This window comes from Bacteroides sp. K03, assembly GCF_019734355.1.
Lineage (GTDB): Bacteria > Bacteroidota > Bacteroidia > Bacteroidales > Bacteroidaceae > Bacteroides > Bacteroides nordii.
In genome coordinates this window covers 25528-39577 of sequence record NZ_JAASHC010000005.1, presented here as the reverse complement: position 1 = coordinate 39577, position 14050 = coordinate 25528, and the positions used below count along the sequence as shown (strand labels likewise).

At 42.0% G+C, this 14050-nt stretch carries 8 protein-coding genes and 2 pseudogenes; 5 read left to right on the top strand and 5 right to left on the bottom strand.

The genetic code is table 11. The features are described 5' to 3' along the window. The first annotated feature begins 177 nt into the window (after positions 1 to 177). From HCG69_RS05740 to HCG69_RS20830, 3 genes and pseudogenes are all read left to right on the top strand, one after another. Positions 178 to 1692 (top strand): MFS transporter, encoded by a 1515-nt coding sequence (locus tag HCG69_RS05740; protein WP_221649247.1) that lies wholly within the window; start codon positions 178 to 180, stop codon positions 1690 to 1692. 85 nt (positions 1693 to 1777) lie between these two features. Further along, a pseudogene (locus tag HCG69_RS05735) lies at positions 1778 to 4490 on the top strand (AAA domain-containing protein); the annotation flags it as partial. Positions 4491 to 4624: 134 nt separating this feature from the next. Continuing rightward, positions 4625 to 5248 (top strand): annotated as a pseudogene (locus HCG69_RS20830) (DEAD/DEAH box helicase); the annotation flags it as partial. A gap of 306 nt (positions 5249 to 5554) precedes the next feature. Here HCG69_RS20830 and HCG69_RS05730 read toward each other — a convergent pair. Beyond that, positions 5555 to 6412 (bottom strand): GyrI-like domain-containing protein, encoded by an 858-nt coding sequence (locus HCG69_RS05730; RefSeq protein ID WP_221649245.1) that lies wholly within the window; start codon positions 6410 to 6412, stop codon positions 5555 to 5557. Positions 6413 to 6524: 112 nt separating this feature from the next. Here HCG69_RS05730 and HCG69_RS05725 point away from each other — a divergent pair, with 112 nt between their 5' ends. Continuing rightward, positions 6525 to 7214, top strand: a complete 690-nt coding sequence (locus HCG69_RS05725) for an HAD family hydrolase (RefSeq protein WP_221649244.1) — start codon at positions 6525 to 6527, stop codon at positions 7212 to 7214. Positions 7215 to 7296: 82 nt separating this feature from the next. On the opposite strand, the gene tatC is transcribed toward HCG69_RS05725, so the two are convergent. The 4 genes from tatC to HCG69_RS05705 form a co-directional block, all read right to left on the bottom strand. After that, complete coding sequence (gene tatC, locus HCG69_RS05720; RefSeq protein WP_195349371.1) at positions 7297 to 8082, bottom strand: twin-arginine translocase subunit TatC; 786 nt, start codon at positions 8080 to 8082, stop codon at positions 7297 to 7299. Positions 8083 to 8084: 2 nt separating this feature from the next. Then, positions 8085 to 8315 carry a twin-arginine translocase TatA/TatE family subunit gene (locus HCG69_RS05715; RefSeq protein ID WP_002559342.1) on the bottom strand — a complete coding sequence of 77 codons (231 nt, stop codon included), beginning with the start codon at positions 8313 to 8315 and terminating at the stop codon, positions 8085 to 8087. A gap of 176 nt (positions 8316 to 8491) precedes the next feature. Continuing rightward, the gene (locus tag HCG69_RS05710; RefSeq protein ID WP_221649243.1) at positions 8492 to 11029 is read right to left on the bottom strand and encodes a bifunctional UDP-N-acetylmuramoyl-tripeptide:D-alanyl-D-alanine ligase/alanine racemase; all 2538 of its coding nucleotides are present in this window, start codon (positions 11027 to 11029) and stop codon (positions 8492 to 8494) included. Between the two features lie 128 nt (positions 11030 to 11157). Continuing rightward, positions 11158 to 12111, bottom strand: a complete 954-nt coding sequence (locus HCG69_RS05705) for a GSCFA domain-containing protein (RefSeq protein ID WP_221649242.1) — start codon at positions 12109 to 12111, stop codon at positions 11158 to 11160. A gap of 240 nt (positions 12112 to 12351) precedes the next feature. Between HCG69_RS05705 and HCG69_RS05700 the strand changes: the two genes are divergently transcribed. After that, on the top strand, positions 12352 to 13005 hold the full coding sequence (locus HCG69_RS05700) for a DUF4840 domain-containing protein (RefSeq protein WP_221649241.1): 654 nt from the start codon (positions 12352 to 12354) through the stop codon (positions 13003 to 13005). The last annotated feature ends 1045 nt before the right edge of the window (positions 13006 to 14050 follow it).

Genomic DNA, 14050 nt, shown 5'->3' with positions numbered 1-14050 from the left:
TCGTGCGCGCAAACATTAAATTCGTGTGCGATAACGTAGTTTTTTAGCGTTTTTGGACAATTTTGGTAGTATTCAGACAAAATTTACAGCAAAAGAGACAATAAATATGTTGATTTACATCAAATAATGTGTATTTTTGACCCCAGAATCAGAACTAATAATTTTAAATCATTTATCATGAGTACAATTCAAAATGCGATGGGTAAAATGACAAACTACAGATGGACCATCTGCGCTATGTTATTTTTCGCGACAACAGTTAACTACCTCGACCGTCAGGTGCTATCGCTGACGTGGGATGAATTTATCAAACCTGAATTCCACTGGGACGAATCACATTACGGTACTATTACCTCTGTATTTTCCATTGTATATGCAATCTGCATGTTATTTGCAGGACGTTTCGTTGATTGGATGGGAACAAAGAAAGGTTTCCTTTGGGCTATCGGTGTATGGTCACTAGGTGCATGTCTTCATGCAGTCTGCGGTATAGTAACTGAGCATGTAGTGGGTCTTCACAGTGCTGCAGAACTGGCTGCTGCAACAGGTACTGTTGTAGTTACTATTGCTACTGTCAGTATGTATTGCTTCCTGGCTGCCCGCTGCGTATTAGCACTCGGTGAAGCCGGTAACTTCCCGGCAGCTATTAAAGTAACAGCTGAATACTTCCCTAAGAAGGACCGCGCTTATGCAACTTCTATCTTTAACGCCGGTGCTTCTATCGGTGCGTTGATTGCTCCGTTAACCATTCCTGTTCTTGCCAAATTCTGGGGTTGGGAAATGGCATTTATTGTTATTGGTGCCCTCGGTTTCATCTGGATGGGTTTCTGGGTGTTCATGTATACTCCTCCCGCAAAGAGCAAACACGTGAACAAAGCTGAGTTGGAATACATCGAACAGGACAAACACGAAGTAGGTGGCACTTATGTAGAGGAAAAGAACGAAAAGAAGATGAAATTCTGGCAGTGTTTCAGCTACAAACAGACTTGGGCATTCGCTTTCGGTAAGTTTATGACAGACGGCGTATGGTGGTTCTTCCTCTTCTGGACTCCTTCTTATCTGTTCACACAGTTCGGCATTAAGACTTCAAGCGGTCTGGGGATGGGATTGATTTTCACGCTGTATGCAATCACCATGTTATCTATCTATGGAGGTAAACTTCCTACTATCTTTATTAATAAAACAGGTATGAATCCGTATGCAGCCCGTATGAAAGCGATGCTGATTTTCGCATTCTTCCCGCTGGTGGTATTGCTGGCTCAACCGCTGGGTACTATTTCTCCATGGCTTCCTGTTATTATGATCGGTATAGGTGGTGCTGCTCACCAGTCCTGGTCGGCAAATATCTTCTCTACCGTAAGTGATATGTTCCCCAAAACAGCTATTGCAAGTATTACCGGTATCGGTGGTATGGCCGGTGGTTTCGGTTCTATGATCCTTCAGAAAGTAGCAGGTAACTTATTTGTATATGCTTCCGGTTCAACAATAGTAGACGGAAATGAAGTGGAAATGACTCCTGACTTACTGGCCCAGGGTGCACAGTTCGTACGTCCGGCTATGGAATTTATGGGATTCTCGGGTAAACCAGCTGGTTATTTCATTATCTTCTGCGTTTGTGCAGTAGCTTACCTCATTGGCTGGATTGTAATGAAAGCACTGGTTCCGAAATACAAACCTATCGTACTGGAATAATCTTTCACACACAAGATTTATAAATAGCAAAGAGCTGTATCAACGAATGGTTGATGCAGCTCTTTTTTTTCCTTATCTTTGCCCCATGGAAAAAGAGGAAATCACAGAGTCTTTCGACATCCTGCTTACTGCTTGTCGTACTCAGGACGACAAACTTGGCGTAGCTTATAAGCAAATGCGCGACCTGCTCGAGCGTCTTTGTCGCAGCCAGATGCCAAACGAAAGTCTGCAAATGACCGATCTATCTGCACGGATTAGTTTCGTAGCAGCACGTACCGAATTATCCGTTGTAGAACAGAACCGTCTGCATACCTTCCGTCTCACCTCAAATGCCGTATTAAACCGAAGAGAAGAACCCAAACGAGAGAAACTACTACGTGATGTAAAAACTCTTGCCTTTTTCTTGAAGAAACTCTCCGGAACTGATATCCCCGAAACATTGTACCGGCTACTCCCTAAAGCAGATGCTACTTATATCGTTGCTCCACCGGCTCACAAACGAGTAGAAAGAATGCGGGTTTGTTTTCAATATTCGGATGAATTCTTTTTGTATGTCAATCCGCTGGATAGTATTGCGGACGAGCCACTGCGAGTGCACTACAATATTCCACAAATAAATGAAGAGTTTGCAGAGACCTGTAAACTTCTCTGGCGACATGCACAAATCAATCTGCTCGATGTAGCCATCGACAAGGAAGGAATACTCACTCCCTCTTTCATCGTTCTTGAACCGGATTATCTGATAGATATCAGCTCGTTGGCAGAATGCTTTCGCGACTACGGGCACCATCCTGCCAACTATCTGCTGGCCCGTTTGCAGCCTATAGAGAATGCACGTCCTCTACTCCTGGGAAATATTGCCAACCTCTTTCTGGACGAATGGATCCATGCGGATGGAGAAGTGGACTATCTTTCGTGTATGCAGAAAGCTTTCCGCCGTTACCCTATCGAACTGGCAGCTTGTGCCGATTTACAGGATAAGGAAAAAGAGCGGCAGTTCTTTGACGATTGCAAAAAACATTTTGAACATATCCGGGAGATAGTAACCGATACTTTCCATGCCCCCGGTTATGAAATGGATAAGACAGATGCCGTACTGGAACCTTCTTATATTTGCGAAGCATTGGGGTTACAGGGACGTCTGGACTACATGCAGCGGGATATGTCATCATTCATCGAAATGAAATCCGGAAAAGGTGACGAATACAGTATCCGTAACAAGGTAGAGCCCAAAGAAAATAATAAGGTACAGATGCTTCTCTACCAGGCAGTACTCCAATATTCGATGAAAATGGATCACCACCGGGTAAGAGCTTATCTGCTATATACGCGTTATCCGCTACTTTATCCTGCCCGCCCGTCATGGGCAATGGTACGCCGGGTTATCGATTTGCGCAATCGCATTGTAGCCGACGAATATGGTATCCAGCTACGCAACAGTCCGGAATATACAGCCGAAAAGTTACAGTCAATCAATGCCAAAACACTAAATGAACGAGGACTTCAGGGACGTTTCTGGGAACAATTCCTTCGTCCTTCCATTGACATATTTGCCCAGCGCCTCGCTACACTCTCCTCTTTGGAACAGGCCTATTTTTACACAATCTACAACTTCATCACCAAAGAACTATATACCTCCAAATCGGGTGATGTAGATTATGAAGGCCGCACAGGAGCTGCTGCTTTATGGCTTTCAACACTAGCAGAAAAATGTGAGGCCGGAGAAATTCTATATGACCTTCGTATTAAAGAAAACCATGCCGCCGATGAGCACAAAGCGAGTATTATCCTATCCAGAGGAGACATTCGGGAAGAAGCCTTACCTAATTTCCGCCAGGGTGATGCCATCGTTTTATATGAACGCAACACGGATACAGACAACGTCACCAACAAAATGGTATTCAAAGCCAACATAGAATCTCTCACCGAAAATGAAATACACATCCGGCTGAGAGCTACTCAGCAAAACACTTCCGTTCTTCCTCATGAAAGTCTGTATGCCATTGAGCATGACACAATGGATACTACTTTCCGGAGCATGTATCAGGGATTGTCTGCTTTTGCATCGGCCACCCAAAAGCGCAGAGATTTACTGCTTGCCCAGCGCCTTCCCGCTTTCGATGAAACTTTTTCCACCCGTATTTCTGCTGCACCGGATGACTTCAGCCGTGTTGCCCTTAAAGCACAGGCAGCACAGGATTACTTTCTGCTGATAGGACCTCCGGGTACGGGAAAAACCTCTTGTGCCCTAAAAAAAATGGTGGAGACTTTCTATCAGGAAGAAAATACGCAAATTCTCCTCCTGTCATATACCAATCGTGCCGTAGACGAAATCTGTAAATCCCTCTCTTCTATAAAGCCTGAGGTAGATTTTATCCGTGTTGGTAGTGAACTCTCCTGTGACGAAGCCTATCGCAACCACCTGATAGAAAATGAACTTGCCCTCTGCAGCCGCCGCTCTGAAGTGGTGGAGAGAATCACCCGTTGCCGGATATTCGTAGGTACAGTAGCCTCTATCTCCGGCAAACCGGAATTGTTCAGACTAAAAACTTTTGATGTAGCCATTATTGACGAAGCCACTCAAATACTTGAACCACAGTTATTAGGCATCCTCTGTGCACGTAGCACAACAGGCAACGATGCCATTGGCAAATTCATCCTTATCGGAGACCATAAGCAGCTGCCGGCCGTAGTTCTTCAACGAGAAGAGCAGTCAGAAGTACATAACGAACAGTTACGTGCCATCGGGTTGACAAATCTCAAAGATTCTCTCTTTGAGCGTCTTTACCGAACCGTTAGACAATGGACAATGGACAGTGGACAGTGGACAGTGGTCAATTGCGATGCAGCATGCAAACAGCGCAGCAACTGTCCACTGTCAATTGTCAACTGTCAACTGCCTAACTGTCAACAGTCCACTGTCAATTGTCAATTCTCCTTCGACATGCTCTGCCGGCAAGGACGTATGCACCCGGAAGTAGCTCTCTTTGCCAATCGTACTTTCTACGAAGGACGTCTGCTCCCTGTAGGACTCCCTCACCAACAGGAAAATTCACCAGCCATTACCCGCCTTGCTTTTTATCCCTCTGAGCCGGAGCCTGCTGGTGCTTCAGCCAAAATAAATCATTCCGAGGCACGTATTGCAGCCCGTTTGGCTCTGACAATCTATCAAAGAGAAGGAACAGAAAACTTTAATACGACACGTACTTTGGGGATTATCACCCCCTATCGTAGTCAGATAGCGCTTATCAAACAAGAAATAGCCCGGCTGAACATCCCTGCGCTCAATGAAATATTGATTGATACCGTAGAACGGTTTCAGGGAAGTGAACGGGATATTATTATTTATTCATTCTGCGTTAACTACCCTTATCAGCTCAGATTCCTCTCAAATCTGACAGAAGATAATGGAATATTAATAGACCGTAAACTGAACGTAGCCATGACCCGTGCCCGAAAACAAATGTTTATCACCGGAGTTCCTAATCTACTGAAACTAAACCCGATCTACCTAAGCTTAATAAAACTGGCAAATGAACAAGTTTGTTTTAAATAACGTTTGCAATCATTAGCCTTTATTTTTTCTTTATGCGGTTTATTAACACCTAAATAGCGAACAAACCGCTATATTTGCGCTACGTTTTTTTCATAGAGATTTAGATTTAAGGTTAGAAGAATTGCGGAAGTCGTGAGACTTCCCTTTTTTTCGCTTTAACGTTTACTGCCACCAAGAATTCAATCTATATTGAATTCGCTTCAATCTAGGCAAGTAAACAAGAAAAGCCCCTTCGAGAGAAGAGGCTTTTTATGCTTCCTGCAGAGAGAAGTATGCCAGATGGCATTTATCATCCATTCGGATAGGCTATTCTACCGGTATACATATTTCCGTCAATAACTCTTCCGGAGGAGTCGATTCCGGACTATTCAGATAGGATTCATACCCACGTGAATTGCTGACTGTATAGCCACCCTGTGGTATCCAATGCCCATAAATGGTGTCATACACAGCACCCAAATTAGCATAAGGCCCTTTGTAGCGAAATACCAGGTACTTCCCTCCCGAAATCTCTTTCACACCGATCTCTCCTTTGGGCTGCACAGGTGAGGGTACAGTAAAACAGACATCCGTCCGTAGATTCTTCGGCTCGGTCACCTTCGGATCATCATGGTAGATACAAATATATTCCATATAGCGGGTATCTATTTTCTCTTCACTCACATAAGCATATAGTTTCTTCCATGCTTCGCAATATGCCAAAGCCATATACGCTCCTGTCAATCGGACATAAATTACCTGTTTCGGTTGCTGTTCGCGTACCTCCATTGTCACATCCAGTGCCAGGTTTATTTCTAATGGTTTCATAATAACGTGGTCTTTATTGTTTCTATACTCATTGGGTGAAATACCATAGAACTGCTTAAAGATTTTCGACAACGAAGAAGGAGAACCATAACCTATCTGATAAGCAATATCACTCACAGACATTGTACTGTAACGTAGTAACCGGGCTGCAGTCTCGATCCTTGTGCGTACAATAAATGCTCCTAACGGTTCATGCAAAAACGCTTTCATAATACGGTGGAAATGATAGGGTGAGAAATGGGAAATTTCGGCCAGTTTTTCCAGGTCAATCTCTTCACCCAAATGATTGTTAATGTACTCCACCACAATGTTGACACATCTGTGATACTCTTCGGTTGTTGATGTTCTTTGCTCCATATTCTTTGATTATTTCACACTGCAAAGATAGACGTACTTATCAAAGGAATCTTTTCCAATCTTGCTAATTTAGAAGATTATTATGTACTTTTGCCATAAACATACAAAAAAGATGAAAGATATAGAGATTATAGCATTCGACGCTGACGACACACTATGGAGCAACGAACCTTTCTTCCAGGAGATTGAACGGAAATTTGCCAATTTATTAAGTATATACAGAGACACAAAAGAAATTTCTGCCGAACTATTCAAAACAGAAATGAATAACCTGGAAAGTTATGGCTATGGAGCAAAAGGATTTACGCTGTCGATGATAGAAACTGCCCTACGTATCAGTAATCACAAAGTATCAGCCGAAATAATAAACGAGATCCTGTCTTTGGGCAAGTCGCTGCTCAATATGCCGATAGAATTATTGCCAGGAGTAGAAGAAACCCTCCGAACATTAAAACAAAGCAATCGCTACCGGTTAATAGTAGCTACCAAAGGAGACCTGCTCGACCAGCAACGGAAACTGCAACGTTCAGGGCTGGCTTCTTATTTCGATTATGTAGAAATCATGTCGGACAAAACTGAAAAAGAATATACTAAGTTAATAAATACACTGCAAGTAACCCCCGAAAAATTCATGATGATAGGTAACTCCCTAAAATCAGATATCCAGCCGGTATTAGCCATTGGCGGATACGCGGTGCATATACCGTTTGAGGTGATGTGGCAGCACGAAGTTGTAGAAAACTTTGAGCATCCCAGACTCCGAAAAGTAAAAAGGATGGGGGAGATAGTGAGCAGTGATTAGTAATTAGTGATTAGTGAGCAGTGATTAGTGATTAGTAAGCTGCGCTATGATCCGCATGGCACTAATCACTAATCACTGCTCACTAATCACTCTTTTTGTCCTTAATCATCAAGATACTCATTTCATAAAGCAGATAGAGAGGAATAGCCACAACGCTTAATGTAAACGGATCACCTGTAGGAGTAATGATGGCAGCAGCTATTACAATCACAACAATTGCATGCCGACGATATTTCCGGAGAAATGTTTTATTGACAAGCCCCAACAGTGATAGCAACCATGTGACCAAAGGCAATTCAAATGCCAGTCCCATACAGAGTACCAGCATCATAAAATTGTCTATATAAGAATTTAATGAGATTACATTTTCGATCTCCGCACTAAGCTGATAGGTAGAAAGAAAACGAAGTGTAAGCGGATAAACCATAAAGTATCCCAGCAATACACCTAGAAAAAACATAACTGTACCTATACTAAGCGCTTTCCTCACTCCACGCCTCTCTTTGGGATAAAGCGCCGGATTGATAAAACGCCATATTTCAAAGAAGATATAGGGCATAGCAGTCACTACCGACATCCAGAAGGCGGTAGACATATGTATAAAGAAAGGAGCTGCCAAATTGATATTTACCAGCTTTACTTGAAATTCCTGCGTAAAAAAGTCATCCGTCAGGTCAAACTTCTCGCCAATATACCTCAACAGATCATAGAACACGAAGTCATTGTGGCAAGGAGCCAGCACTACGCTGTCAAACAAATAAGGCATAGCGATGAAATATCCCACCGCCAACACAAACCAGACTCCAATGACACGAAACAACACCCGGCGCAGTTCATCCAGATGGTCCCAGAAAGTCATTTCAGCCATGGTTATTTCTTATCCTTGTCCGTTGTTTTAGCCGGTTCGTCAATCTCGTCCTTCGCTTTATTGATTTCATCTTTCGCTTCATTCACACCGTCTTTGAAGCTTTTCACACCTTTGCCAAGGCCACGCATCAGCTCAGGTATCTTCTTTCCACCAAAAAGTAACAGAATTACGAGTGCAATAATAATCCATTCGGAACCACTGGGCAGGAAGCCTAATAATAACAAGTTTATCATAAGATATATAGTATATATAAGTTTTTCGGGACAAATATAGTGATTTCACCACAGAGGACAAAACCTTTAACTCCTTTATGGAGTTAAAGAAAAGGAAGAAGGGAAAAGAGTGGAGAGGGGAAAAGTGCCATGTGGCATAATAGCGCAGCCTCTTTCCTTCTCCCCTCTCCATTCTCTTATTCTTGATAATACACCCTCTTCACCCGCGTAGAGATGCTTGTGAGGATTTCATAAGGAATAGTATCCAACGTATCCGAAAGCACAGTTATAGGCAGTTCATCACCAAAAATAATGGCTGCATCACCCTCCTGGCAATCGATACCGGTTACATCAATCATACAGACATCCATGCAAATATTACCTACATAAGGAGCTTTCTTCCCATTCACCATACAATAAGCATGTCCACACCCTAAATGACGGTTCAACCCGTCTGCATAACCGATTGGAATAGCAGCAATACGCGAAGCCCGGGTCAGATGTCCTTTCCGGCTATATCCCACCGTATCTTCTGCAGGCACATCCCGTATCTGCAGAATAGTAGTTTTAAGCGTACTGACATTATTTATAATAGAGTTATCAATCGGGCTGACTCCATAAAGTCCTATACCCAACCGAACCATATCAAATTGTGCATCAGGAAAACGTTCTATTCCTGCCGTATTGCAGATATGTCTCAGGATTTTATGCGGAAAAGCAGCCTGCAGCTCTTTGGAAGCCCGTTCGAATATCTCAATCTGCCCACGTGTAAAAACATCGAACTGAGGAGAATCACTCCCTACAAAATGGGAGAATACCGAACGCGGAATCAGCGCATTCTGATTCTTCAACCGACGTATCAGCACAGGCACTTCTTCTTCGGAGAAACCCAAACGATGCATGCCCGTATCAAGTTTGATATGTACCGGGAAGTTTGTAATGCCTTCTTTCTCCGCCGCTTTTACCAGCGCATCGAGCAAGTGGAAGTTATAAACTTCGGGCTCGAGCTTGTAATCAAACATTGTCTTGAATGCAGTCAATTCCGGATCCATAATCATAATAGAAGAAGTAATACCCGCTTTACGCAGTTCCGCTCCTTCATCGGCCACGGCCACGGCCAAGTAATCCACCTGGTGTTCCTGCAATGTTTTGGCTATCTCATAAGAACCGGCTCCATAGGCCGAAGCCTTAACCATACATACCATTTTCGTTGCAGGCTGAAGCATAGAGCGATAATGGTTCAGATTGGCTACCATGGCTCCTAAATTTACCTCCAGTATTGTTTCGTGTACTTTCAGCTCCAACCTGTCAGAAACAAGATCAAAATTGAATGTACGTGAACCTTTAATCAGTATCACCTCATCATGCAGATTCTGAAACACATCCGACTCCATCAACTCTTCCGTAGTATGGAAGAAATACTTCTCTATCTCAAAACGGGCAGCACTGGAAAATATCTCCGGTCCCACGCCTATTATTTTGTCAATGCCACGGCTTTGTACCAATTGAGCTACTTTGCGATAGAGAGTAGTGGTACTTTGTCCGGTCTCTAATATATCCGACAAGATGAGCGTACGTTTCATCCCTTTTCCTTTTACTTCAGAACGCCTTACTAAGAAGTCAAGAGCAATATCAAGTGATGCCAGATCAGAATTATAACTATCATTGATAAGTACACATCCATGTTTCCCCTCTTTCACTTCAAGACGCATAGCCACAGGTTCGAGCCGCACCATTCGTTCTGTGATCTGATCGGCAGGCATCATCAGATAAAGGCAGGCAGCAAGGCAATTCAGTGAGTTTTCAATAGAAGCATCATCTATAAAGGGGATACAGAAAGTATTATCCATCTCCAGATAACGATAAGAAATAACTGTATGATCTTCCTTTTTCAGTATCCTGCTTATATACAAAGGACGTTCTGCATCCCGGCAGCTCCATGCTATCTCACGGGCAGTGAGCATTGACTTGCTCACACAATTGCTTATCAGCTCATTGTCGGCATTGTAAATTACGACATCACAATTTTTAAAAAGGCTCAGTTTTTCCATACACTTCTCCTGCAAAGAAAAGAAGTTCTCCTGATGTGCCCCGCCAATATTGGTCAGGATGCCAATAGTTGGCTTTATCATATTCTGTAAAGCACGCATCTCTCCCATCTCAGAGATACCAGCCTCAAAAATTGCCAATTCAGCTTCTTCATTCATCTGCCATACGGAGAGAGGAACGCCAATCTGAGAATTATAACTACGAGGCGAACGTACAATCACCCGATCCGGACTCAACAATTGATGCAACCACTCCTTTACAATCGTTTTTCCATTACTTCCGGTAATACCGATAACCGGTATCTGAAACCGTTCACGATGTAGTTCCGCCAGCTTCTGAAGAGCCTTCAGAGGATTACTGACGATTAGAAAATTGACAGTTGACAGTTGACAATTGACAGTTGCTGCGTTGCCCGCATGCTGCATAGCAATTGTCAATTGTCCATTGTCAACTGTCAATTCATTAAACTCTTCCTGAGTAACAACAAAATTTCGTACACCACGTTCATAAAGATCAGGAATATAGCGTGCTCCTTTATTTCGTTTGGTAGTCAGGGCAAAAAAAAGAGTTTCTTCGGGGAAGCTGAGAGAGCGACTGTCAGTCAACAGCCAGTCAATAGTTGCTTCAAGAGTACCCACCCTGCGGGCACCTATACATTCGGTTATAGTTTCAATCGTATACAACATAATAATTATTCAATTTAATAATGTGCTAATATGACAATGGCCAATTGGCTGCGCTATATTTTCCGAAGACATGCCGAATGGTACATTGGCATATTGGCACATTGTCATATTAGCACATTATTCCTACATTATTCAAACTCTAAGTACGGGTATTTTCGGTTAAGTCGTTCTATTTTTAACACAATTTGTCCTAAAAATCTTTTATGTTCCTCTGAGCCCGGATGAAGGGGGCGGTGTGCCTGCGCTTTGCGGATACTTTCACATTCTTCCATAATCTTTTTTGTTTCGTCAGAGAAGAAAGCTTCGGAAAAACGCTCCCACAAATAACGGATAGCCACGGGAGACGGATGCAACATGTCATCGGCATAAAAGCGATAGTCGCGAAGCTCGTCAAGTACAATCTCATAAGAAGGAAAATAGAAAACGAACTCAGGGAAAAGAGTTTGTAGTTGTTCGGTAGCCAGCAACAGGGTGGCTTTACTAATCTGATTGGCATGCATACCATCCCGTATATGCCGGATGGGACTAACAGTAAGAAGTACCTTCAAGCCGGGATTCTGTTCCCGAAGTTCACGAAGCAAGCATGTATATTCATTCACGATCTCTTCAACTGTAAGCTTTCGGCGTACAAATAACTTTTCCGGCTGTTTATGGCAGTTTGATACAATGCGCTTATCTTCTCCCTGTTCATACACCCAGGCTGTTCCCCAGGTGAGCAGCAGCCAATCGACATTCTTTATTCGGGCATGAGCCTGTTGCAAGCGCGTATTGATATTCTGTAATACATCATTCGGCGATGCCGCCGAAAATGCTCCGTGATGCATCGCACTATGCCAGCAGTCGCGAAAGAAAAATAAATCGGAAGTCGCATATGTTTTTCCCGAAAGTATTTGTCTTAATGCCTCCGAGACAGATAATGGGTTATATAGTATCCCAAAAGGGTTGATATCACAACGAAAGAAATTATCTTTCAGCAAATTGCCGATATTCTCTGCAAAACAGGACCCTAACAGTAATAATTGCCGGGCATGAGTGATAGGTGGCAATCCTTTGGGTAATTCAACGAGGGTGGTAAAGTTCATAATAATATGCCAATTGAATAATATGCTAATGTGCCAATTGGCTGCGCTGTATTTTACGAAACCACACCAAATGATAATTGGCACATTATTAATACGGCGAAAATATAGAAAAACTCCGAAACAGAGAAGAGGCAAATAAGTTTTTTAGCCGATAAGGTGCAGTATTTCTTCAAAACCAACATTTATATAATCGTACGTACACCTTAATTTATTGAAATAATAATCTAATTTTTTATCCAAATGAAAATCGTAAATAACTCGAAAAGCATAAGAGTAAACCATCTCCTGAGAGTAACCAATTATAGCAAAACTGTTATTGCCGCTCTGACATTGACATTCGGTATAACGACATTTACTGCCTGCAGTAACGACGGAGATACGCCCGAGGTGATATCCGTAAAGGATGTAGAAGGTAACTATGTGGGTAAAGCAAGCATTACATTCATTGAATCGAGCACTTCGCCAACCCCAATTCCCCAAATAGAAGTGGAGGCCACGCTCAAAGAAGATACAATCTACTTCGGAAAATTCCCGACTGATGTCTTGATAACCAGCATTGTGGGAGAAGAGAAAGCACCCGATATCATTGAACTCGCAGGTGATATCAGCTATAAAGTAGGTTACAAACCGGCATTCAATGAAGGTTACACGCAAATATTGCAGACTTTAGATCCTAAACCTCTGATATTTACAATCGAAATTCCTTCTGAAGAAGAAGGCCAACCGGATGTTATGGAAATAGAAGCAACGATTTCTGCTACGGACAAAGGAGTATTCACCTATCAGGGCAAGACACTGAAATTCAAATTGATAGTTGAAAAAGCTAAACTCAATGGAGAACCTTGCGAGGGTATCTCAGTGGAAGATATAGTATTCGAAATGAATAAGAAATAGGATTCTTCGTCAATTTAATTAAAAACAGAACCTTAATGGACTGATGAGCCGACCTTGTTAACCCTAAATGTAATGTCAGGATGGAATTAATAAATGTTTCAAAAAAATGCAGTTATACTGTCTTTTTATTCTTATATAACTGATTTTCATGACATCTTTATTCTAATTATTGCTATAACTGGAGAATAAACTGCATAACAATATTAATTATTATGCGTGTTCCGTTGTATAATCTTTCTCTTTTGGATAGTTATGCACATTTAATCGGCATGTTATCCTGATTTTCCCGGTATGATAAGTTCGGTTTCTCTACGAGGAACAATCCGAACCTCGTAGAGAAACGCCCCGAGACTCTACGAGAAAAAAATAAAACCGTCTTAAATAACGTTTTCCGACGCTAACTGACGAGTAAATTCGCTCCAATCTAAACTATTAAAAGTATAATCAAAAAATTCATAAAGCTATATTATGTAATGAATATCCCAAGAAATAAGATATTTTCATCATGTAATCCTCCGTAAACCGTACAATGGGAATAATCAAAGCCGGAAATGACGAAGATTTTTATCACTTGTGAGAAACCGTCCCTTAATTAGAGGATTACAGAGAATCAGAAATATCACTTTGTCAAATTGTAAATAGGCATGCACTGTATTTTTCCAACATTCAGAACCATACAAAAATAAATCTTTCAACTAAATTGCCAAAGAACCACAAATAGCATAGAAAAAGGATTGCCGAAAAGTAAAGTCCCCGCCCCTACCAGATAGAGGTCAATAAATAATTCAACTCATATTCTTTTATACCTCTTTCAATAACATGACTGGTATCATACCAAAGTATTCTGTTCTGATCGGAGCGAAGGGGTATGTAAAAATCCCGTTTGGAATCTTGTATAAAAGAGCACGCTAAGCCTGTTTCGTTTTTCATGTCATTTTATTGTTTCTATTTGTAAAAGAGCTGTATTACAAGAGTATATTTGCAGAAATCTCCGGCACGTATTTACAATAATTTATACAAAAATACATCATTTCTGCTTTTTCCA

Bases quoted from the DNA above. Each gene is read 5' to 3' on its own strand.
- HCG69_RS05740 (WP_221649247.1), top strand. From the start codon at position 178: ATGAGTACAATTCAAAATGCGATGGGTAAAATGACAAACTACAGATGG.
- HCG69_RS05730 (WP_221649245.1), bottom strand. From the start codon at position 6,412: ATGGAGCAAAGAACATCAACAACCGAAGAGTATCACAGATGTGTCAAC.
- HCG69_RS05725 (WP_221649244.1), top strand. From the start codon at position 6,525: ATGAAAGATATAGAGATTATAGCATTCGACGCTGACGACACACTATGG.
- tatC (WP_195349371.1), bottom strand. From the start codon at position 8,082: ATGGCTGAAATGACTTTCTGGGACCATCTGGATGAACTGCGCCGGGTG.
- HCG69_RS05715 (WP_002559342.1), bottom strand. From the start codon at position 8,315: ATGATAAACTTGTTATTATTAGGCTTCCTGCCCAGTGGTTCCGAATGG.
- HCG69_RS05710 (WP_221649243.1), bottom strand. From the start codon at position 11,029: ATGTTGTATACGATTGAAACTATAACCGAATGTATAGGTGCCCGCAGG.
- HCG69_RS05705 (WP_221649242.1), bottom strand. From the start codon at position 12,111: ATGAACTTTACCACCCTCGTTGAATTACCCAAAGGATTGCCACCTATC.
- HCG69_RS05700 (WP_221649241.1), top strand. From the start codon at position 12,352: ATGAAAATCGTAAATAACTCGAAAAGCATAAGAGTAAACCATCTCCTG.